Source organism: Streptosporangium oxazolinicum (assembly GCF_039537505.1).
Taxonomy (GTDB): domain Bacteria; phylum Actinomycetota; class Actinomycetes; order Streptosporangiales; family Streptosporangiaceae; genus Streptosporangium; species Streptosporangium oxazolinicum.
In genome coordinates, this window is sequence record NZ_BAABAQ010000018.1 from 44,068 (window position 1) to 65,333 (window position 21,266).

Below are 21,266 nucleotides of genomic sequence, written 5' to 3' on the forward strand. Positions count from 1 at the left end.
GTGGGATCGCCGCATGAGTCTTGCGCTGTACCGCAAGTACCGGCCCGGGACCTTCGCCGAGGTCAAGGGTCAGGAGCACGTCACCGACCCGCTGCGCCAGGCGCTGCGCAGCGGGCGCATCAACCACGCATACCTGTTCAGCGGGCCCAGGGGATGCGGCAAGACGTCCAGCGCGCGCATCCTGGCCCGCTCCCTGAACTGTGAGAAGGGCCCGACCCCCGACCCGTGCGGGGAGTGCGAGTCCTGCGTGGCGCTGGCGCCCACCGGCCCCGGCCACCTCGACGTCATCGAGATCGACGCCGCCTCGCACGGTGGTGTGGACGACGCCCGCGACCTGCGCGAGCGGGCCTTCTTCGCGCCGGTGTCGTCGCGCTTCAAGATCTACATCATCGACGAGGCGCACATGGTGACCCGCGAGGGTTTCAACGCGCTGCTCAAGCTCGTCGAGGAGCCTCCCCCGCACCTGAAGTTCGTCTTCGCGACCACCGAGCCGGAGAAGGTCATCGGGACGATCAAGTCCCGGACCCACCACTACCCGTTCCGGCTGATCCCCCCGGCCGCGCTGCGCGCGCTCATGGAGGAGATCCTCACCTCGGAGAAGGTCCCCTTCGAGCCCGCCGCGCTCCCGCTGGTGGTCAGGGCGGGCGCGGGGTCGGCCCGCGACTCGCTCTCGATCCTCGACCAGCTGTTCGCCGGGTCGGACGAGGCGGGCATCACGTACGCCCGCGCGGTCTCCCTCCTGGGTTACACCGACGGCGACCTGCTCGACGACGTGGTCGCGGCCTTCGCCGGTCGTGACGGCGCGCTGGTGTTCCAGGTCGTGAACCGGGTGATCGAGGGCGGCCACGACCCCCGGCGGTTCGCGATGGACCTGCTGGAGCGATTCCGCGACCTGGTGATCCTGGCCAACGTGCCGGAGGCGGCCACCAGCGGGCTGCTCGACCGGCCCGGCGACGAGCTGGAGCGGCTCCAGGTCCAGGCGGCCTCGATGGGCCCGGCCGAGCTGACCCGCGCGGCGGAGATCCTCAACGCGGGGCTGACCGAGATGCGCGGGGCGGCCTCGCCCCGGCTGCTCCTCGAACTGATGTGCGCCAGGATCCTGCTTCCCGGTGCCGCCCAAGGGGAGGCGGCGCTGCTCACCCGCCTGGAGCGGCTGGAGAAGGGCGGAGTCGTCGCGGCTCCCGCCCCCGTGCCCCTCCCGCACCAGGCTCCCGCCCCCGCCCCGGCGGTTCACGCGCCTCCCGCGCAGCCGGAGACGGCCGCCGCCCCGGCCCCCTCCGCCGCGCCCGCCGCGCCTGTGGCGCCTGTGGCGCCCGCCGAGCGGTCCGGCGGACAGGGCGACGACTGGCCCGCGGCGGCCAGGCCCGGCGCACCGGCTCAGGGACAGCAGGGGCAGCGGGCACAGGCGCCCGTCCAGCAGCACCCCGAGGTCCCCGAGGTCCCGGGCGCGTCCGCGTCGGCCGACACGGCGACGGCGTCCGGTTCGGAGGCCGGGACCGTGCAGCAGGCGTGGCCCCAGGTGCTCGCGGCGCTCAAGCGGCGCAGCATTGTTGTGTGGGCCAACGTCAACACCAACGCCCAGGTCGTCGGGGTCGAAGGCAAGATCGTCACTCTCGGGTTCGCCCAGGTCGGCGCGATGAGAAACTTCACCGGCGGCGGCAAGGACGCGGTCGTCGCGGCGGTGCTGCAGGAGGTCCTGGGCGGAAACTGGAAGGTCGAGGCCGTCGTCGGCGGCGGGCCCGCTCCTTCGGGCGGGAGTCGTCCCCCGGCCCCGAGGCAGCCCTCGGGCCCCCAGCACCCCGCCCCACAGCATCCCGCCCCCCAGAGCCAGGAACCGCAGGCACCAGCGTCGGCACCGCCGTCTCCGTCCCAGGCGCCGGTCCGTCAGGCTCCCGCGCCCGCGGCTCCGCGGGAGGCTCCGCCCAGGCAGGCCCCGCCCGCGACGGACGAGTCCTGGCCGGACGCCCCCATGCCGGAGGATCCCGGCTCGCCTCCCCCATCGAGTTCCATACCGGCCCCCGGTCTGGCCGCCGCCCGCTCGGCGGCCAGGGCGGCGGCCCAGGCCGGTCCCAGGGCCACGGCCAAGACCGGTGCCAAGGCGGCGGCCTGGCCCGACGCGGTGCCCGCCCGCGGTGCCCGTGCCGCCGCCCCCGACACCGACGAGGTCGACCCGCTCAACGACGCGGACGCCGACGTCGACGCGCTCACCGGCATGGCGCTCCTCCAGCGTGAGCTGGGCGGCCAGGTCATCGGCGAGATCGACCACACCTGACGATCGGCACCACCGCGATCGGTCTCACCCGATGATCGGCTCCATCATGATCAGCCTCGCCTGACGATAGGCGTCGCCGTGACCGGCCTCGCCTGACGATCGGCCGCGGCCGACGGGGTCTCCGCCGTCGTGCCCGTGCCCGCCACCCGGTCTCCCCGGTACGAGGGTCTCCGCGATCGCGCGTACGAACCCGTCGCCCGGCTTGGGGGCGTCGGCGCGGACGGGATCAGGGCAGGTCGACGCCGCCGAGGCGGATCCGGGCGGCCACCGCGCGGTGGTCGTGGCAGGGCAGCGCGACGACGAGGCGTTCGAGGATCTGGATGTCGTTCCTGCCGTGTTCGGTCTCGGCGTAGGCCCACAGGTCCTCGGGGCCTCCCCGCCGCAGCAGACGGGCCCGTACCTGCCCCTCCAGCTCCTCGCGTTCGAGGCGCAGGGCGGGTGCCTCGGAGCGGGGCAGCAGGGGGCCGCGGTAGGCGCGGGCGACCTCGGCGGCCTCGTCGGTCGCGAGCAGCCGCTTGAGCTCCAGGAAGTCGGCCTCCACCACGCAGGCCAGGCGGTACGGCTTGGCGGCGATCGTACGGCCGAGCTGGGCGCGGAGGCGGTGGATCTCGGCGCGGATGGTCACCGGGTTTCCCGCGTCGCCGTACAGGTGGAAGGAGAGCTGGGCGGCGGTCATCCCCCGGGGGTTGAGGGCGAGCATCGCGAGGATCTCGGCGTGGCGCAGGGAGAGCGGCAGGCGGATCCCGTCGAGGTGCGCCGAGGGGTGTTCGGCGCCGAGGAAGGACAGGGTGAGCACGGGCCCCCGGGCCGGGCCCGCGAGGCGGAGCAGGAAGCCGTCGTCGCCGAGAACTTCCAGGAAGGCGCTCCGCCCGTCGGACAGGACCACCCGGTCGCCCGCCTCCGGCAGGCGTACGCGGGTGTCCCACTGCCGGGCGTCGTTACCGGCGATGATCCGCCCGGTCGTGGTGACCAGGGCGCCGGGCTCGCCGCGCAGGGCGCTCAGGTGCCGCTCGTGGCGGCGTCTGAGCCGCTCGTCGCGTTCGAGCATGCGCAGCGTGAGGTGGCTCTCGGCCAGCCGGGCCGCGGCCTCGACGAGGGCGACGCTCGCCGGGTGCATGGCGCGCGTCCTGCCGCTGACGTCGACGCAGCCGAGCAGGTCGCCACTGTCGGGGTCGACGATCGGCGCGGCGGAGCACGACCAGACGTGGAGCGCCCTGACCAGGTGTTCGGCGGAGAAGACGTGCAGGGGCCGCCGGGTGGCGAGCGCGGTGCCCAGGCCGTTGGTCCCGATCGCGTCCTCGCTCCAGTCGAAGCCGTCGGCCAGCCCCACCTCGTCGGCGCTCTCCATCGTCCGGTGGTTGCCGTCGCGCCAGAGCACCCTGCCGTGGGCGTCGGTGACGAGCAGGATCTGGTCGTCCGCGTCGGCGGCCTCCAGGAGGGTCCCGGTGATGATCGGCAGAAGCCCGCTCATCGGGTGCGCCGAGCGGACCTCGCGGATGTCCTCGCCCTCGAAGGCGCGGGGGGCCGACCTGCTGTCGGGGTCGACCCCGGCGTCCAGCGAGCGCCGCCACGACGCGGAGATCACGCCCCTGGGGCCCTCGCCCGTCGGTCGCTCACCCCTGATCAGTGCCTCGTGCAGGCGCCGCAGCCGCGACGAGTAGGAGTCGAGGTTGGCCATCTGGACAGCTCCCCGGTGGCTGTCGCGCACATATCCCCCCGGAATAGAGCCGATGGCCGAAGCATCGGCGGTCGAGACCCCGCTCGCAACCCGTTCGGCCAAAGAGGGTGTGCGAAGGGTGAGTGAACGATCGCAACGTGTGTGCAACCTTCGAAGGGTTACCTTCCGATCACACGCCGTCGTGTGCGGCCGCTCCGGCGCGTGTCGCGTCGGGTCTCGGACGTCTGGAGGGGGGCCCGGGGCCCGACGGGGGTTTAATCCCCATCCTGGGGGAACGCGTGCTGGCTCCAGTACAACACCCGGCCCGAACCCCGTAGGCTCGTGACGACTGATGTCACGGACGAGGAGCACAACGACGGTGAACCCAGGGGATGTCAACCTGCAGCAGCTGCTGGAGCAGGCACAGCTCATGCAGCAGCAGCTCGTGAGCGCCCAGCAGGAGCTGAACGACGCGGAAGTCGAGGGCTCCGCGGGCGGCGGACTGGTCGTGGCCACGGTCAACGGCGGGGGCGAGCTGCTCGAACTCAAGATCAGTCCCGAGGCCGTGGACCCCGGCGACCCCCAGGAGACGGCCGACACCATCGCCGACCTGGTCATCGCCGCCATCCGCGACGCCGTGCGCGCCGCCGCCGACCTGCAGCAGGAGAAGCTCGGTCCCCTCGCGCAGGGGCTGGGTGGCGGGGGCGGGCTCGGCCAGCTTCCCGGGTTCTAGGTCATGTACGAAGGGGTCGTCCAGAACCTGATCGACGAGCTGGGGCTGCTCCCCGGAGTCGGTCCCAAGAGCGCGCAGCGCATCGCGTTCCACCTGCTGGCCGCGGAGCCGGCCGACGTGAAGCGGCTCGCGCACGCTCTGCTGGAGGTCAAGGAGAAGGTCCGCTTCTGCCGGGTCTGCGGTAACGTCGCCGCGGAGCAGGAGTGCCGGATCTGCCGCGACACCAGGCGCGACCTCCACGTGATCTGCGTCGTCGAGGAGTCGAAGGACGTCGTGGCGATCGAGAAGACCCGTGAGTTCCGGGGCCGCTACCACGTGCTCGGCGGGGCGATCAGCCCGATCGACGGCGTCGGCCCCGACGACCTGAACATCAGGGAGCTCATGACCCGCCTGGCGGACGGCCAGGTCACCGAGCTGATCCTCGCCACCGACCCCAACCTCGAGGGGGAGGCGACGGCGACCTATCTCGCCCGTCTGGTCAAGCCGATGGGACTGAAAGTGACACGACTGGCCAGCGGTCTGCCGGTAGGCGGTGACCTCGAGTACGCGGACGAGGTCACCTTGGGCCGCGCGTTCGAAGGAAGAAGGCTCCTTGATGTCTGACGATTTGATGTCCGACGATGCGTGGAGCGGCCTCGCGGAACGGATCGCGGAGCACGCCAAGAACTACATCGACGGCCTGACCCGGCTGGCGGGCGGTGAGGGCGGCGACGCCATCCTGCCGCTGCTGCTGGTGGAGGTCGCGCAGGTCAGCTCGGCGGGCGCGCAGCTCGGCGCGAGCCGGGACGTGATCCTGTCGGGCAACTGGGAGCCGCACCTGGGCGAGGACCCGGACGTCGACGCCGTCCGTACGGCCCTCGCCGAGAGGTTGGGGCCGGTCGACGACTACGCCGAGGTCTTCGACCCCTACAAGGACACCGTGGTCACCCCGTACCGCCTGTCGGACGACCTGACGGCGGTGGCCGCCGACCTCCTGCACGGTCTGCGGCACCACAGGGCGGGGCGTCCCCTCGAGGCGCTCTGGTGGTGGCAGTACTCCTACTTCAACACCTGGGGCAACCACGCCGGAGCGGCGATGCGGGCACTTCAGGCGCTTGTCGCCCACACGCGGCTCGATGTCGCGGAGGAGCGCACAACGGTGTGATCGTCCACATACTGGTTTGACCAGAGGGCCTCAGCGAGGGCGCCAGTAGACTGTGAGCTCCACAGCCCTAGATTGCTTCGGAGACATCTCGTGGCGCTCGTCGTTCAGAAGTATGGTGGTTCGTCCGTCGCCGACGCGTCCTGCATCAAGCGGGTCGCCCAGCGGATCGTCGCGACGAAAAAAGCCGGCAACGACGTCGTGGTGATCGTTTCCGCCATGGGCGACACGACGGACGAGCTGCTCGATCTCGCCCAGCAGGTCTCGCCGCTCCCACCGGGCCGCGAGCTCGACATGCTGCTCACCTCCGGTGAGCGCATCTCGATGGCGCTGCTGGCGATGGCGATCGCCAACCTGGGCCAGGAGGCGCGCTCGTTCACCGGGTCCCAGGCCGGCGTGATCACCGACTCCTCGCACGGCCGCGCGCGCATCATCGACGTGACGCCCGGCCGGATCCGCGGGGCGCTCGACAGCGGCCAGATCGCGATCGTGGCCGGTTTCCAGGGCGTCTCGCAGGACACCAAGGACATCACCACGCTCGGCAGGGGCGGCTCCGACACCACCGCGGTCGCGCTCGCCGCCGCCCTGAGCGCCGACGTGTGCGAGATCTACACCGACGTGGACGGCGTCTTCACCGCCGACCCCCGCATCGTCTCCGCCGCCCGTAAGATCCCAAAGATCTCGTACGACGAGATGATGGAGATGGCGGCGTGCGGTGCGAAGATCCTGCACCTGCGCTGTGTCGAGTACGCTCGCCGCTTCAGCCTGCCGATCCACGTCAGAAGCTCGTTCAGCACCAAGGAAGGCACGTGGGTCGTCTCCGACCCCGACAGCGAAGGAACAGAGATGGAGCAGCCGATCATCTCCGGCGTCGCGCACGACCGGAGCGAGGCCAAGATCACCGTTGTCGGGGTGCCCGACAAGGTCGGCGAGGCTGCGACGATCTTCAAAACGCTCGCCGACGCCGAGATCAACATCGACATGATCGTGCAGAACGTGTCGGCGGCGACGACCGGCCGGACGGACATCTCCTTCACGCTGCCCACGAGTGACGGCTCGGCCGCGCTCACCGCGCTGAAGAAGATCCAGGAGCGCATCGGCTTCGAGTCGCTGCTCTTCGACGACCAGATCGGCAAGGTCTCGCTGATCGGTGCGGGTATGCGCTCGCACCCCGGCGTCACCGCGACGTTCTTCGCGGCCCTCGCCGACGCGGGGGTGAACATCGAGATGATCTCCACCTCGGAGATCCGCATCTCGGTGGTCGTCGGGCAGGACGAGGTGGACACGGCGGTCAGCGCCGCGCACCGCGCGTTCGATCTCGACGTCGACCAGGTTGAAGCCGTGATCTACGGAGGTAGCGGGCGATGAGCCGCAAGCCCACCCTCGCCCTGATCGGGGCGACCGGTGCCGTCGGCACCGTGATGCGTGACATCATCTCCGGCCGCGAGGACGTCTACGGCGACATCAAGCTCGTCGCGTCCGCCCGCTCGGCCGGCAAGATCCTGCGGGTCCGCGGCGAGGACCTCGTCGTCCAGGAGCTGGCCCCCGAGGTCTTCGACGGCGTCGACATCGCGATCTTCGACGTGCCGGACGAGGTCTCCGCGACCTGGGTGCCGATCGCCGCCGAGCGCGGGGCCGTCGTCATCGACAAGTCGGGCACCTTCCGGATGAACCCCGAGGTCCCGCTCGTCGTGCCGGAGGTCAACCCCGGGGCCGCGCGCGAGCGGCCGCTGGGGATCATCTCCACCCCCAACTGCACGACCCTGTCGATGATGGCCGCGATGGGCGCCCTCCACGAGGAGTACGGCCTGCGGGCGCTGGTGGTCGCCTCCTACCAGGCGGTCTCCGGCGCGGGCGTGGCGGGCTCGGCCCGCCTCTACGACGAGATCGAGGCCCTGGCGGGCGACCGTTCGATCGGGCAGACCGCCGGTGACGTGCGCGAGGTCCTGCGGGACAAGCTCGGGGACGAGGAGTCGCCGTTCCCGGCGCCGGTGGCGTTCAACGTCGTGCCGTGGGCGGGTTCGCTCAAGGACGGCGGCTGGGCCTCCGAGGAGATCAAGCTCCGCAACGAGTCGCGGAAGATCCTCGGGATCCACGACCTGAAGGTCTCCGCGACCTGTGTCCGCGTCCCGGTGATCACCACCCACTCGCTGGCCGTGCACGCGACCTTCGAGCGCGAGATCACCGTCGCCGACGCCCACCGGATCCTTGAAGCCGCCCCGACCGTGGTCGTCATGGACGACCCGGCGAACGGCGTCTTCCCGACCCCGGCCGACGTCGTCGGGACCGACCCCACCTACGTGGGCCGGATCCGCCAGGCGCTCGACTTCCCCAACACCCTCGACCTGTTCGTCTGCGGCGACAACCTTCGCAAGGGCGCGGCCCTGAACGCGGCGGAGATCGCCGAGCTGGTCGCGGCCGAGTTCGCGTAGTTCTTCGGGTTCTTTCGCGTCCTTCCGGTTCTTTTCGGGCCGTACGGCGGTGTGGCGTTCTGTGACGTCATGCCGTCGTACGGCCCTCGCGTTTCCGAGGGCCGGACCCCGGGGCGATGGGGTCCCACGTGGTGGTGGGACGTCGAGCGCGGGCGTGACCCTTCGAGGACCGGCGGGACCCGCGCGGTCGTGGGCGTGCACCGGGACGGTGGAAGCCCGGTCTACGGAAGCCCGGCTGAGGGAAGTCCGGTCAGCGGAAGAGGATGTCCCAGTGGTTCGCCTCGCGGGCGAAGAGGGGGCCCGACGTCGCCGACTGGCCGTACAGGCGGGCTCCGTCCCCCCGCACCCCCTGCGGCGGGTAGTTCTTCGTGATGTAGCGGTTGACGCACGCGTTGGGCCTGATGTCCAGCTTGTAGCCCTCGTGGTGGCTGTAGGGGCCGGGGGCGTGGCCCACCTCGGTGCCACCGGTGACGACGAGGGGACAGCCGCTACGGCGCTTCAGCTCGATGGCGCTGGAGACGGTCGTGGACCGCACGGCCTCCAGCGAGGTGCAGGTCGGCCCCTTGCGGTTCGCGCACTTGCCCGAGGAGAACCAGGTCAGGCCCGCCTCCCGCAGGAGCCGCTTGGCGTCCGTCTGCTGGAGTCGCGTGGGCTGCCGGGCCTGCTGTGCCTGTTGCGCCTGTTGTGCCTGGGGAGCGCGGGCCTCGGCCGGTTTCTCGAGGACGGCGGAAACCTGCTCCTCCGAGGTGGCGGTGACCGGGGCCTGCGCGCCTTCCCGGGCCTCGGACGCCGGTGCCTTCCCGGGGCTCTGGAGGGTGGCCTCCTGCGTGTCGGGGGCCGTTTGCCTCCTGGAGGCACCCGCCAGGGCGGCGGTGCGCGTTCGCGCGATGGTCTTGGAGGGCCGGGACGGCGTGTCCATGGGGGTGGTGTTCTCCGGCCAGAGGGGGACCGTGATCTCCCGGCCCCGCCGGGCGGCCGTCGGGCGACACAGCTCGCCGATGTAGCGCCGGGCGGTTTCCAGGGTGGTGATGTCGTACACTCCGATGACCGTGGACCGGCGTGTCTTCGCCGGGCCGGCCGCGCCGGGCCGGCTCACGATCGCGATACCGGCCGACGCGTTCCCGCTTGCCGCGGTCGCGCTGTCGTGCGGAGCCGACGCGATGAAAGATAACTGCAGAGCGAGCAGTGCCCCGGTCGTCAACCAGGCAGCCCGCTGTCTACAGGGACGTGTCCCCATTCATGTATCCCTTGTCGCGGGAGCCCTTCCGCCAAACGGATCAATCCCACCCCCGAACCCGGATGATCCCTCACGAAGAGTGATTTTTGCCCGGTAGTGGGAATGATCGGGCAGCTCGATGACCTGCTCAGACGGCGATTCCCGCGATAGACGACATGTCAGCATTTGTCGCATACGGCATCGTCGTCACGCCGTCGGCGGACGGCGTGAAGCGGGAGCGGGAAGTGGGGCGGGGAGCGCGCGGCCCATGGGGCGGGGCTGAGAGTGGCGGAGCAATCACGGATATGAGTGGCGGGGGCGATGTGGCGCGCTTAGGGTCGTTCACTGGGGCTTATACCTGGTGGTGCGGGACGGATGATCTAGGGTTCGTCCAGTGGAGAAAGACCAGACGAGCCCGTTCTCCCAGCTCCAATCGACAGGTGACGAGCGCCCTATGACAGAGCCGACCCCGAGAACCCGTGGATCGGACAGGACCCGTGAGGCCATCGTGGAGACGGCCCTGCGGCTTTTTCGCGAGCGAGGGTACGAGGCGACCACCATGCGGGCCATCGCCGCCGAGGCCGGGGTGTCGGTGGGCAACGCCTACTACTACTTCGCCTCGAAGGAGGTCCTGGTCCAGGCGTACTACGACCGGGCCCAGGCCGAGCACGAGGCCGCGTGCGAGAAGCTGCTGGCCACCGAGCACCGGTTCGCCGCGCGGCTGGCGGGAGTGCTGCGGGAGTGGGTGCGGGTCTCCGAGCCGTACCACGAGTTCGCGGTGAAGTTCTTCAAGCACGCGGCCGAGCCGAGTAACCCGCTCAACCCGTTCAGCGCCGAGTCCTCGCCCGCGAGGGACGCGTCGATCGCGATCTACCGGCGGGTCGTGGAGGGATCCTCCGACCGCATGGACAGCGAGCTGCGGGCCGAGCTGCCCGAGCTGCTCTGGCTGATGTCGATGGGCGTCGTCCTGTTCTGGGTGCACGACGAATCGGAGGGGTGCCGGCGGACACACCGGTTCATCGAGCTCACCGTTCCGCTGGTGGACCGCCTGGTGGGGCTCTCGCACCTGCCCGGCCTGCGCGGGGTGGCCCGTGACTTCATCGCGGGGGTTCACGAACTTCGTGAGTGAATCCCGGTGGAACTCCATGAATCACCGTATCGATCTGATTACCCTGAGTAGCTGATTCGATGACGGATTCGAGGGAGTCCCATGGGCTGGATAGCCGTGCTGGTGATGGTGTCCGTCGCGATCGCGCTGATCGCGTTCCGCGTCCTCAGGAGGAAGGGGCGCGACGACGGTGATCACGGCGCGTCGTCCGTCGACTTCTCCGCCAATCTCGCCCTCGCCGTCTACCTGCTGGTGCTGGCCTACGCCGCGGTCCTGTGCCGCGACGGCCTCTCGGTGTCGGAGGCCGACGTCCAGGCCGAGGCCGAGAGCCTCACCGAGATGTACTGGTCGGTGGCGCCGATCCCCGAGGCGATGCCCGTCCGGTCCCAGATCCGGCAGTACACCGCGCAGAGCATCGACCTCGACTGGCCGCTCATGGCCGGGCGCGAGATGTCCCCGATCCCCGGGCAGACCCTCGCGGACATGCGGGCCACGGTGCTCGGGCTCCGTCCGGTCGGCGAGGAGAGCAAGAACCTCCAGCAGGACACGCTCGACCGGATCTCCGAGGTCTCCCACGCCCGCATCGTGCGGAGTGACGACGCGAGCACCGGCCTGGAGAGCACCTTCGTGATCTTGATGATCATCTCCGGGCTGCTGGTGATCGCACTGCCCTGGACGCTCGGGGTGCGGCCCACGAGATCGTCGATCATCGCCGACCTGGTCAGGGTGGGCGTGGTCGTCATCGGGGTGTGCTTCATCATCCTGATCAGCCACCCGTTCAGCGGGCTCGGCGCCGTCGAGCCCGACGCGTTCAAGGCCGCGCAGCGGCAGTACGACCAGATCGACGGCCGGTTCCCCGCGCAGCCGTAGTTCTCGTCGCCGGTCGGCCGGAGTCCGGCGCGGACGGTGATGCGGAAGCCCGCCGGTGGATCTCCCACCGGCGGGCTTCGCCGTCCGTACGGTGTGTCGGCCGCGTTATCCGCGGGCCCTGCGGTTGAGGGCGGTGACCGCGGAGACCGAGATCACGCCGGTGAACATCACCAGGAGGACCAGCTTCCTGTCCGTGCCCTTGCGCCGCTCGGCGTATCGATCGAGCACCGCCCGCTGCCACAGGAGGGGCACGCCGGAGGGCGTCGTCCTGGTCCGGGGAGTGCGGCTCGGCGTCGGTGTCGGCGTGACGACGACCTGGGGGACGGAAACGGCGACGGGGACGGGCGGGACGCGGGGGGCGGGTCTGGGGGGCGCGGAGGGCTCCGGCGCGGGCGGAGAGGACGGAGAGGACGGAGAAGGCACGGTGGGGGTCGGCCGCTCCGGCGTGGGCTCGGGGGCCGGTTCCGGTTTCGGTGTCGGCTCGGGCTTCGGCTCGGGCTCGGGTTTCGGCTTGGCCGGGATGTCCGCCGGGTAGTCCGATTTCGGCTCCCACCAGTGCCACCAGTGCCACCAGGGGGCTTTCCGGTCGCCGGTCACCGGCGGTGGCGCGGTCGGATAGTCCGGTTCGGGCTTCGACGCGGCAGGCACGGCAGGCGCGGCGGGTGCGGCGGTCGAGCGGCCGGTTTCCGGCGTCGGCCGGTGGTCCGGCCCGGTGGGCAGGGGGCCGGGGGACGACGGGCCGGGCTCCGGGAGCGGTGTCCGGCCGGCGACCAGGCTCAGGGCCGCGTACGACGTCCCGAGGCGCGGGCCGGGTGGCCCCGCGCCGTCCTCCGCCGCGAGGGGGTGCGTCCCGGCCAGAACGGGGGCCGCCATGCAGGTCGCGAGGGCCACCACGCCGAGCGGGCCTCGCCGTCGAGTCCTTCGCCGATGCCGCCGATGCCGCCGATGCTTCGTCACGTAAAGTTTCTAGCATCATACGGAAAGTGACAGGGCGATAAGCGGTCGGCCGACGTAGATCATCTTTTGTTGCCATACCATCCGGTTGGCGCGGTGAAGCTGTTGGCGGAACCCCGAACGGACGCGGCGGGCTCCATCGGAATATCGTTCTGGGGAAAGGTCCCCGGTGGCGATCACCGACACGGAGGCGGCACGATGATCACGAGCCCACGCTGGGATATGACGATCCTCGGCGAGGTCGTGGACGAGCTCATCGTGCACGGCGACGCCGCCACGTGCCGGGCCGGGATCCGGGAGTATGTGCGCGACGGCCCGAACATCCCCGTTCTCGCCCCCATCCCCGGGGGTGAGGTCCCCGATCGCTAGGCCGTACGAGATCTGGCCCCCGTCGAGGAGTGACCCTTGCACGACCTGTTGAGGCTCGACGCGCTCGGGCAGGCCCAAGCCGTACGGAAGGGAGAGATCTCGCCGAGGGAGCTCGCCGAGGCGGCGATCGCGCGGATCGAGGCGTGCGACGGCGCGATCAACGCGGTCGTCCACCGCAGGTTCGAGCGAGCACTGGCCGAGGCGGGCGAGACCGACCTCGACGCCCCCTTCGCGGGCGTGCCGACGCTGCTGAAGGACCTGGGCTGGAGCATGGCCGGGGAGCCGTACCGCGCGGGGTCGCGCACCCTTGACGGGATCTTCGCCGAGCGCGAGGGGTACGCGGTGACCAAGCTGCGCCGGGCCGGGTTCACGATCCTGGGCCGGACCAACACCCCGGAGTTCGGCACCGCGATCACCACCGAGCCGGTGGCGTTCGGCCCCACCCGCAACCCGTACGACCTCCGCTACAGCAGCGGCGGGTCGAGCGGCGGTTCCGCGGCGGCGGTGGCGTCGGGCATGGTCGCGGTCGCCACGGCCAGCGACGGCGGCGGGTCGATCCGGATCCCGGCGAGCGTGTGCGGGCTGGTCGGGTTGAAGCCCGGCAGGGGCAGGGTCAGCTCCGGCCCCTCCGGGGGCGAGCCCTGGGCGGGCTTCTCGGCCGCCGGCCTGCTCTGCCGTACGGTCAGGGACAGCGCGGCGACGCTCGACGTGATCGCCGGGACGATGCCGGGCGACCCGTACGGCGCGCCCGCCTGGCGGCGCCCGCTCGCCGAGGAGGTCGGGGCGGATCCCGGGCGGCTGCGGATCGGTTTCCTCACCGGGCACCCCGACGGGGGCGTCCCGGCCGACCCGGACCTGGTGGGCGCGGTCACCGGGGCCGCCGGGCTGCTGGAGGCGCTGGGCCACCACGTCGAGCCGGGAGGGCCCTCCGCCCTCGCCGAGGACGGCTTCGCCACGCACTTCGGCACGATCGTCGCCGCCCACGTGGCCGCCGACCTGGAGGACATCGGGCGCTGGCGCGGCAGGCCCGTCGAGCTCGACGAGCTGGAGACGCGCAACCGGATCCTGGGGGCGGCGGGCCGGAGGCTCGACGCGGTCGGCTACGTGACCGCGCGCGACTGGATCGACGGGTTCAGGCGGCGGATGGCCGCCTGGTGGGAGTCGCACGACCTGCTGCTCATGCCCTCGCTGGGGGTCGCGCCCTTCCGTCTCGGCTGGCTGCCCGCCGACGACGTCAGCACCTCGCCGGGCCGCGTCAGGCGTGCGGTGTCGTTCACCTCGCCCGTCAACGCCACCGGGCAGCCCGCGATCTCCCTGCCGCTGCACCGGACCGCGGAGGGGCTGCCGGTGGGGGTGCAGCTGGTCGCCGCCGCCGGGCGGGAGGACCTGCTCATCCGGGTGGCCGCCCAGATCGAGGAGGAGCGGCCCTTCCGGCACACGGCGATGCGCCGGCTGTACTGACCCGAGAGGTTGGGTGCGCGGACGTGTCTCGTCACATCCCGCGGACTCGGTGATCCGGGAGTACGGGCGCGGGAAAGTGGTGAGAGATCGCGGGCCTTCCGGTCCGGGGCGGCGTCCGGGAACCCTGCCGGGAAGTCACGCGTTATATCGTGAGGCGGCGGGGTAGTACGCTGCCAGGCGAACGTGGTTCCGAGGAGGATTCCATGGCGAAGGCGGCGCGCGCGGCGCAGGCGTGGCGGACGTACCGGGACGTGACGAAGCCGGGCTCGCCCGGTCTCGGCGCCCGGCTCCGCGCCCTCCCCAGGATGATCGGCGCGGTCATGAACGGGCAGTACCCCGGCATGGGCAAGGGCAAGCTGGCCATGATGGGTCTCGGCGTGCTCTACATCATCTCGCCGATCGATATCGTCCCCGAGTTCATGGTCCTCATCGGGGTGGCCGACGACTTCGGCGTGTTCCTGTGGCTGATGGGCTCCCTGCTCGGCGAGGGCGGACGCTACGTCGACTGGGAGCGCGAGCGGGTCAGGTCCGTTCGCCCCTGAACGGAGGGCGCGAGCGGGTCGGGTCCTCCGCGTCCCGCCCGCTTTGTCCTGAACGGCCGGATCCGCTCGCGCCCGGTCTGAGCGGGGAGCGTGAGCGGGCCGGGTCCGTCATGTTCCGATGGAGGGTGCGAGCGGCCGGATCCGCTCCGTCCTGCACGCCTGGTTTCGGACCTACTCCGTCTTGTAAGCCCGGTGCCGGATCCGCTCCGTCCTGTACGCCCGGTCCTGTCCGCTCTGTCTTGAGCGGGAGTGAGGACGGGTCAGATCTGTTCCATCCTGAGCCAGGCGCGCGAGGGCAGCGGGTGGCCGAACAGGCGGGCGGCGTTGCCGTAGGCCACCCGGGCGATGTCGGCGGGCGGCAGGCTGCCCAGGTTCGTCGCGATGGCCTGCTGGGTGTCGGGCCAGGTGGAGTCGGAGTGTGGATAGCCGCTCTCCAGCAGCACGTGCTCCAGCCCGACGGCGAGCCGTACTCCCGACAGGGCGTGGTCGTTGAGCGTGCCGAAGAAGAAGTTTTTCCGCAGCACCTCGCTGGGCTTCAGGCCGCCCTCCCACGAGGCCTCCCCCGCCACCGGGTGGTCGAGCGCGTAGTCGGCCCGCTCGGCCAGCATCGGCAGCCAGCCCACACCGCCCTCCACGATCAGGATCCGCAGCGCGGGGAAGCGCAGCGGGATGCCCGACCAGAGCCAGTCGGCGCAGGCGAACATGGCGCTCGCCGGCATCAGCGTGGTGATCGCCTCGATCGGCGTGTCCGGGGAGGGGACCGGAGCCCAGGAACCGGCACCGGCGTGCAGGCAGACGACGGTGCCCGTCTCCTCACACGCCTGGAAGAACGGGTCCCAGTGGTCGCTGTGGATGGACGGCAGGCGCAGCCGGGTGGGGAACTCGGGGAAGAGCACCGCCTTGAAACCGCGTGCCGCGTTGTCGCGGATCTCCTTGGCGGCCACCTCGGGGTCGGTCAGCCAGGGCAGTTGCAGGGCGATGATCCGTTCCGGATAGGTGCCCGCCCAGACCTCCACGTGCCAGTCGTTCCACGCGCGCAGGACCGACAGGCCCAGCTCCTGGTCGCGGGTCTTGGCGAAGACCATGCCCGACTGCCCGGCCAGCATGCCGGGGAAGCACAGCGCGGCCCAGACGCCGGCGCGGTCCATGTCCTCGATCCGGGCCTCGACGTCGTGGCAGCCGGGACGCATGTGCTCGAACCGCACCGGGTCGAGCGTCCACTGCTCGCGGGGCAGACCGGCGCCCACGTCGAGCCCGGCACAGGGATAGGTCGCCCCGCCGTAACGCCAGACCTGGTGACCGGAGTCGGTCTCGACCACCTTGGGCGCCATGTCGGCGTATTTCTCCGGCAGCCGATCGTCGAACATGTCGGGCGGCTCGATCAGGTGGTCGTCGGCTGAAATGATCACATAGTCCCGCCGCCTGGGCTCGGGGTCGGGGAGCAGCGGCGTAGTCACACGGTCAACCGTATTCCGCTGGAATAACACTCATCAAGCCGCAAGGTCTCCGCTTGGTATCTCTGTCTCTCACGACGTCTCCCGCGATGTCCCCATAACGTCTTTCGTGACGCTTCCCGCCACCGTCTTTCGCGACCCTTCCGAGGGCCGCCTTCCGTGACGCCCGTCACCGCCGTCTCCGTGACGCGTGCCATGGCCGTCCTCGCGGCGCCTGCGACGGGCCGCTTTCCGTGACGCTCGGTACGGCCGTTTTCGTGGCGCGTGCCACGGCCGTCTTTCGCGGTGCCTCTCGCGGTGTCTTTCACGGGCGGGCCCCGGGACCACCCGAGGGGGGGTGATGGCGGCCCCGGGGACGGGCCCGCCGGAGGGTGCTGCCCGTGGCGGGCCCTGTGGATGCGCCTACCCAGAGATCGCCGCAGTATCAGGATTTTTCAAAAGATGATGCCTAAGAGCGGATATAACACTTTCGTCCAAGCGCAAGGTTCGCAGGCAGTACTCCCGTACCGGGCCCAGTTCACCGAGGAAAAGACGCATCGCGTCGGCGGGCGCCTGGCCGAACCCCGCCCACTGCGCCTCGCCGGGATGCTCCTTCTCCCAGTACGCGACCATCCGGGGCCTGGCCAGCCCGGTCAGCGCGTAGTCGGCGATCACGTCCTCCTCGGACACCCCCAGCAACCGCAGGAGCAGGGCGACCAGAAGCCCCGTGCGGTCCTTGCCCGCCGCGCAGTGGACCACCACGGGCGCGTTCTCCGCCTCGGCGATCAGCTCCAGCGCGCTCCTGAGCTCGGCGTGACCGTCCTGGGACACCTCCAGGTAGCGGTCGGCGAAGAACCTGGCGATCCCCGCGTCGGGGTGGTAGTCGCGAACGGTGTCCCACCTGCGGTGCTCGACCGGGAGGTTGTGGTAGCCCGGTCCCTGCGGGGCACGGCCTCGGTAGGCCACCTCGTCGGGATGGCGCAGGTCGATCACGGTGCGTACGCCGAGCGCGTGGAAACGGTCGAGATCGTCGTCGGCGAGCATGTGCAGCGAGGCGGAGCGATAGAGCCGCTGCCAGCGCACCTCCATCCCGTCGTCCGTCCGGTAACCACCCACGTCGCGGAAGTTGTACAGCCGCGCGAACTCGATATGCCGGATCACGCCCTCTAACCTATCCAGCGGTGGGTCTCGCGCGATGGGGACAGGGAGGCGAGTGGTGATTCCGGCACGGGACGACATCCCGTACGCCGTGCGGGTGGCGCTGTTGTTCGTGCTCGCGCTCTCCACGGTGATCGTCCACATCAACCAGGCCCCTCCCCTGCGGCCCGCCGGGGAACTCGTGGCGGACCTGCGGGCGGGTGGGGTGACCAAGGTCGTCTACGACCGCAACTGGCCCGCCTACGGCACGCTGACGTGGTCCCACGGGCCGCTCTCCTGGAGCCAGGCCCGTTTCGACCAGCCCGACGACGTCTGGGATCCCCGGACCACCCGGCTGGTCCCCGAGGCCCTGGAACGCCGCCAGGCGGCCTTCCTGGCCCAGGTGCGCGCCGCCGCCGACCCCTCCGTGGAGATCGTGCGCACCGACGGCGTCGGGGCCCTGACGGGCTCGCCCGCCTACGGGCGATGGTGGGAGCCGTTCGGCCCGGTGGCGGTGGCGGCGGAGATCCTGGCCTGGCTGCTCATGCTGGCCCGGCCGAACCCCCGCTACGCCAGCCGCTGGGCGTGGTTCTGGATGTTCCTCACCGGCGGCTCGCTGTTCTACGTCCTGCTGGAGCCGAGGCCGCTGTGGCGGGATCCGTACGAGGCGCTGCCCGCGCCGGTCAGGCTCGACGGGACGCGCGGGTTCGCGATCGCGGTGGCACTTCTTTTCGGTCTGGCGATGGTCAACGCGTGATCGTCGAGTAGTAAATGGAGTATGGCTCCTGAAGCGTTGGAGGTCCGTCGTGGTTGGCGGATCGTCGGGCTGACCATCCGGTCGATTCTCCTGATCGTCCTGATTTTCGGCGTCCTGATCACCGTGCTGAGCGCCACGCCCCTGCCGGGGACGCGCGCCGAGCTCCGTGCCGCCGCCGCGGCCGACCGCGTCTCCTTCGTCGAGCACGACGGGGGGAACGGTGCGATCTCCTATGTCCGATGGGCCCAGGGTCCGCTGCTCTGGCGCGAGATCAGGCCACAGATGCTCCCGGATGACTCGCTCCCCTCCACGCGGGCGGAGCTGAGGCAGGATCTGGGGCCGAGCCGGGCCAGGGTGGTCGAGCGGGACCACTCCGGCGGGATGGCGTGGATACCCGGATGGGTCGCCGACATGCCGGGGCCCATCGGCGGTCCGTGGCTGATAGGGAGCTGGATACTCACGTTTCTGATCATGCTCGGCTCGACGCCCCGGCTGGGGAACAGGTGGGCCTGGTTCTGGCTCTTCACCGCGGGGCAGGTCGGCGCGATCCTGTTCCTGCTGCTCGAACCCCGCCCGCTCTGGTTCGCGGCCGGGCGGGTCCCCGCGCCGCGCGAGCGGCTGGGCGGCGGGCGGGGGTTCCTGCTGGCGATCGGGGTGAGCATGCTCTCCTCCGGCCTGCTGCTGGTCGTCGGTTATCTCCTGAGTCTCGTCCGAGGCTAGGGCCTGTTTTGTGGATCTCTCCGCCTACCGCGGTCGTCCAGGCGGCGCTCCGCGGCGTTGTCGTCGTCGCCCATAACTCCGTTATGAACTCCTCCTCCGCCTCGCGGGACATCCACCTGGACGATCCTCGCCACGGCAAAGATCCACAAAACAGGCCCTAAGCGCGCAGGTCGGCGGACTCGTCGGACGCGGAGGGCTTTCCCCGCGGCTCTCCGGGCCCGGCGGGCTCCGTGGGGGTGGGGGGTTCACCGGGCTTCGCCGCGGCAGCGGCCGCCGCCCTGAGGTCGGCGGCCTCGCGGCGGATCAGCAGTGCCCAGCCGCCGATCGCGACCCCGATGAACAGCCACCACTGCACGCCGTAGGCCAGGTTGAGGCCGCCTCCCTCGCCGACGTCCGGCGTGGGGACGGGCGCGGGCGCGGCGGCGGCCTTGGGCGACTGCCCGGTCAGCTCGACGTACCCGCCGAGGAGCCCGTACGGCAGGCGGCGCCCGATCGCCTCGGTGTTGATCAGCAGGACCTGTCCTGCGGGCAGGCCCGCCCGGTCGCGGATGCCGGAGGTCTCCTCGGTCTCGGCGGGACGTAGCCTGCCGGTGACAGTCACCTCACCCGAGGACGGCGCGGGGACCTCGGGAAGGGCGTCGGCGGTGCTGCCCGCCTTGACCCAGCCCCGGTTCACCAGCACGCCGGTGCCGTTCGCCGTGACCAGCGGCGTCAGCACGTAGAAGCCGACCATCTTGTCCTGGACGCGGCGCCGGACCAGGAGCTGGGCGCCGGCGTCGTATGTCCCCTTGGCCGTGACGGTGCGATATTTGTCCTGCGTAGAGACGGTGCCGCCGGGCGAGGTGAGCGTCTCCACGGTGACGGGGGCGGCGTGGAGGTTGCCGGTGATCTGGTCACTGCTGGTGGACCTCTCCTCGAAGCGCCCGAACTGCCACTGGCCCAGCAGCACGAAAGCGGGGATGACCAGCAGCACCACCACGTGGAGAGCCAGCCATCGGGGAGTCAGCAGGAACCGGTACACGTCATCAAGGGTAGGCACCGGGGGCACCGCCCCGTCCCCCGAGTGCGCCTTTGGAGATAGCCGGGTGCGCCTTTGGGCGTAGTAAGGTGCCCGGGACCGCCCGATCCTCGGATGTCATGGAAAAGCTCACCGGACACTCCGGACATCGCATACGGTCATGTGAGATTTCCCCCGGGACGTTCCACCACCTCCGGAGCCCGCCCCTGATGACTGTGCTCATGCCCGCCCCCTCGGCTCCGCTCGTACTCCCCCGTATCGGGGTCCTGCTGCGGCACGCCGCCCCCAGGGTGTTCGAGAGCATGATCCTTCCCGTTCTCGTCTTCTATGTCGCGCTGGTCTTCACCAGCGCGAACGGCGCGCTCGCGGTCGCGGCGGCCTGGGTCTACGGCGGCGTCGTCTGGCGGCTGGTGAAGGGTGGCGAGGCGCCCGGCACGCTGCTGCTGGCGGCGGGCACGATCACCGTCAGGGTGGTGCTCACGGTGGCGACGGGCAATCCCATCGTGTTCTTCCTGCAGCCCTGTCTCGGGGTGTTCTGCGTGAGCATGGGCTTCCTGCTCACCGCGCCGCTGCGCAGACCGCTGATCCGGCGGGTGGTGGCCGATCTCGTGCCGCTGTCCGACCAGGTGATGGAGCATCCGAGGATGCGCCGCTTCTTCGTGTCGCAGTCGGTGCTGTGGGGCTGCGCGCAAATGCTGAACGGGGCGCTGAGCCTGTGGCTGCTGCTCAGCCAGACCCTGGAGACCTATCTCCTGGTGCGCACCTCCGCGGTCGCGGTGCTGCTCGGCGGCGTGGCGCTGGTCTCGGTGCTCAGCCTCAGGCACTGCCTGCGGAGGCTGGAGACGCGAGGGGCGGAGACCCGGGACGACCCGCCGACCCCGGATCCGGAGACGCGGGCTTCGTGACGCGAGGGCGAATTCCGGGGCCGGGCACCGCGGTGACCTCTCTCGGACCGGACACCTCGTGCCCCTCGGCGCAGCGGAAGTGCTGCTCGACCGGGGCGCCGCAGCCGCGGTGGGTGATGCGGACCGGCGGCCCCTCACGGTCGCTGAGATACCGGTCGCCCCACTGCATCAGGGCCACCAGGGTCGGATAGAGGTCGAGACCCATCTGGGTCAGCCGGTATTCGTCGCGCTGCCGCTGGCCGGGCTCGCGGTAGGGGACCTTGCGCAGCAGTCCCTCCTCCACCAGCCGGGTCAGCCGGGCGCTGAGCACCTGCCGGGGTGCTCCCGTGGCGGTCTGCATGTCGGCGAAGCGCCGCACGCCGCCGAACGCCTCGCGCAGCACCAGGAACGTCCACTTCTCGCCGACGACGCCCAGGGCGCGCTCGATGGAGCAGTTGTCCATCCGCAGGGGCAGGTTGCCGGGAGCCGCCTCATTCATGTGCGAATCGTAGGTCGACATGGCGTCACCTCCAACGTTCACCTAAGTCTAGTTGACATACTC

The 21,266-nt window shown here is 70.9% G+C and carries 21 protein-coding genes; 14 read left to right on the top strand and 7 right to left on the bottom strand.

Features of this window, described 5'->3' with window-relative positions; all coding sequences use genetic code 11:
* Positions 1 to 13: 13 nt before the first annotated feature.
* On the top strand, positions 14 to 2,272 hold the full coding sequence (locus ABD817_RS35470) for a DNA polymerase III subunit gamma and tau (RefSeq protein WP_344922794.1): 2,259 nt from the start codon (positions 14 to 16) through the stop codon (positions 2,270 to 2,272).
* A gap of 226 nt (positions 2,273 to 2,498) precedes the next feature.
* On the opposite strand, the gene ABD817_RS35475 is transcribed toward ABD817_RS35470, so the two are convergent.
* Positions 2,499 to 3,950, bottom strand: a complete 1,452-nt coding sequence (locus ABD817_RS35475; RefSeq protein WP_344922795.1) for a helix-turn-helix domain-containing protein — start codon at positions 3,948 to 3,950, stop codon at positions 2,499 to 2,501.
* Positions 3,951 to 4,308: 358 nt separating this feature from the next.
* Between ABD817_RS35475 and ABD817_RS35480 the strand changes: the two genes are divergently transcribed.
* From ABD817_RS35480 to ABD817_RS35500, 5 genes are all read left to right on the top strand, one after another.
* Complete coding sequence (locus ABD817_RS35480) at positions 4,309 to 4,662, top strand: YbaB/EbfC family nucleoid-associated protein (protein WP_329087916.1); 354 nt, start codon at positions 4,309 to 4,311, stop codon at positions 4,660 to 4,662.
* A gap of 3 nt (positions 4,663 to 4,665) precedes the next feature.
* The gene (recR, locus tag ABD817_RS35485; RefSeq protein WP_344922796.1) at positions 4,666 to 5,265 is read left to right on the top strand and encodes a recombination mediator RecR; all 600 of its coding nucleotides are present in this window, start codon (positions 4,666 to 4,668) and stop codon (positions 5,263 to 5,265) included.
* Positions 5,258 to 5,806, top strand: a complete 549-nt coding sequence (locus tag ABD817_RS35490) for a DUF5063 domain-containing protein (RefSeq protein ID WP_425583439.1) — start codon at positions 5,258 to 5,260, stop codon at positions 5,804 to 5,806. Before recR ends, ABD817_RS35490 begins: the two co-directional genes overlap by 8 nt.
* A gap of 90 nt (positions 5,807 to 5,896) precedes the next feature.
* A complete protein-coding gene (locus ABD817_RS35495) occupies positions 5,897 to 7,171 on the top strand; it encodes an aspartate kinase (RefSeq protein ID WP_344922797.1) in 1,275 nt (424 codons plus the stop codon).
* Positions 7,168 to 8,235: an aspartate-semialdehyde dehydrogenase gene (locus ABD817_RS35500; protein WP_344922798.1), complete on the top strand. Its 1,068-nt coding sequence runs from the start codon at positions 7,168 to 7,170 to the stop codon at positions 8,233 to 8,235. Before ABD817_RS35495 ends, ABD817_RS35500 begins: the two co-directional genes overlap by 4 nt.
* Positions 8,236 to 8,485: 250 nt before the next feature.
* Here ABD817_RS35500 and ABD817_RS35505 read toward each other — a convergent pair whose 3' ends face one another.
* Complete coding sequence (locus tag ABD817_RS35505; protein ID WP_344922799.1) at positions 8,486 to 9,274, bottom strand: hypothetical protein; 789 nt, start codon at positions 9,272 to 9,274, stop codon at positions 8,486 to 8,488.
* A 631-nt stretch (positions 9,275 to 9,905) separates the two neighbouring features.
* Between ABD817_RS35505 and ABD817_RS35510 the strand changes: the two genes are divergently transcribed.
* Together ABD817_RS35510 and ABD817_RS35515 are read left to right on the top strand one after the other, a co-directional pair.
* On the top strand, positions 9,906 to 10,580 hold the full coding sequence (locus tag ABD817_RS35510) for a TetR/AcrR family transcriptional regulator (RefSeq protein WP_344922800.1): 675 nt from the start codon (positions 9,906 to 9,908) through the stop codon (positions 10,578 to 10,580).
* An 81-nt stretch (positions 10,581 to 10,661) separates the two neighbouring features.
* The gene (locus ABD817_RS35515; protein WP_344922801.1) at positions 10,662 to 11,429 is read left to right on the top strand and encodes a bestrophin-like domain; all 768 of its coding nucleotides are present in this window, start codon (positions 10,662 to 10,664) and stop codon (positions 11,427 to 11,429) included.
* A 105-nt stretch (positions 11,430 to 11,534) separates the two neighbouring features.
* On the opposite strand, the gene ABD817_RS35520 is transcribed toward ABD817_RS35515, so the two are convergent.
* On the bottom strand, positions 11,535 to 12,302 hold the full coding sequence (locus ABD817_RS35520; protein WP_344922802.1) for a hypothetical protein: 768 nt from the start codon (positions 12,300 to 12,302) through the stop codon (positions 11,535 to 11,537).
* Between the two features lie 279 nt (positions 12,303 to 12,581).
* On the opposite strand from ABD817_RS35520, the gene ABD817_RS35525 reads away from it, so the two are divergent.
* From ABD817_RS35525 to ABD817_RS35535, 3 genes are all read left to right on the top strand, one after another.
* Positions 12,582 to 12,752: a hypothetical protein gene (locus ABD817_RS35525; RefSeq protein ID WP_344922803.1), complete on the top strand. Its 171-nt coding sequence runs from the start codon at positions 12,582 to 12,584 to the stop codon at positions 12,750 to 12,752.
* A 36-nt stretch (positions 12,753 to 12,788) separates the two neighbouring features.
* Positions 12,789 to 14,213 (top strand): amidase, encoded by a 1,425-nt coding sequence (locus ABD817_RS35530; protein ID WP_344922804.1) that lies wholly within the window; start codon positions 12,789 to 12,791, stop codon positions 14,211 to 14,213.
* A 203-nt stretch (positions 14,214 to 14,416) separates the two neighbouring features.
* Complete coding sequence (locus ABD817_RS35535) at positions 14,417 to 14,755, top strand: YkvA family protein (RefSeq protein ID WP_344922805.1); 339 nt, start codon at positions 14,417 to 14,419, stop codon at positions 14,753 to 14,755.
* A 260-nt stretch (positions 14,756 to 15,015) separates the two neighbouring features.
* Here ABD817_RS35535 and ABD817_RS35540 read toward each other — a convergent pair whose 3' ends face one another.
* Together ABD817_RS35540 and ABD817_RS35545 are read right to left on the bottom strand one after the other, a co-directional pair.
* Positions 15,016 to 16,212 (bottom strand): amidohydrolase family protein, encoded by a 1,197-nt coding sequence (locus tag ABD817_RS35540; RefSeq protein WP_344922806.1) that lies wholly within the window; start codon positions 16,210 to 16,212, stop codon positions 15,016 to 15,018.
* 399 nt (positions 16,213 to 16,611) lie between these two features.
* Entirely contained in the window at positions 16,612 to 17,349 is a 738-nt protein-coding gene (locus ABD817_RS35545) for a tyrosine-protein phosphatase (RefSeq protein WP_344922807.1), read from the bottom strand.
* A gap of 55 nt (positions 17,350 to 17,404) precedes the next feature.
* Between ABD817_RS35545 and ABD817_RS35550 the strand changes: the two genes are divergently transcribed.
* Together ABD817_RS35550 and ABD817_RS35555 are read left to right on the top strand one after the other, a co-directional pair.
* A complete protein-coding gene (locus ABD817_RS35550; RefSeq protein WP_344922808.1) occupies positions 17,405 to 18,082 on the top strand; it encodes a hypothetical protein in 678 nt (225 codons plus the stop codon).
* Positions 18,083 to 18,103: 21 nt separating this feature from the next.
* Positions 18,104 to 18,802 (top strand): hypothetical protein, encoded by a 699-nt coding sequence (locus tag ABD817_RS35555; protein WP_344922809.1) that lies wholly within the window; start codon positions 18,104 to 18,106, stop codon positions 18,800 to 18,802.
* 157 nt (positions 18,803 to 18,959) lie between these two features.
* On the opposite strand, the gene ABD817_RS35560 is transcribed toward ABD817_RS35555, so the two are convergent.
* Entirely contained in the window at positions 18,960 to 19,841 is an 882-nt protein-coding gene (locus ABD817_RS35560) for an SURF1 family cytochrome oxidase biogenesis protein (RefSeq protein WP_344922812.1), read from the bottom strand.
* Between the two features lie 188 nt (positions 19,842 to 20,029).
* Between ABD817_RS35560 and ABD817_RS35565 the strand changes: the two genes are divergently transcribed.
* On the top strand, positions 20,030 to 20,725 hold the full coding sequence (locus ABD817_RS35565; protein WP_344922813.1) for a VC0807 family protein: 696 nt from the start codon (positions 20,030 to 20,032) through the stop codon (positions 20,723 to 20,725).
* Here ABD817_RS35565 and ABD817_RS35570 read toward each other — a convergent pair.
* Positions 20,637 to 21,203, bottom strand: a complete 567-nt coding sequence (locus tag ABD817_RS35570; protein WP_344922814.1) for a winged helix-turn-helix transcriptional regulator — start codon at positions 21,201 to 21,203, stop codon at positions 20,637 to 20,639. The genes ABD817_RS35565 and ABD817_RS35570 overlap by 89 nt on opposite strands.
* Between the last annotated feature and the right edge of the window lie 63 nt (positions 21,204 to 21,266).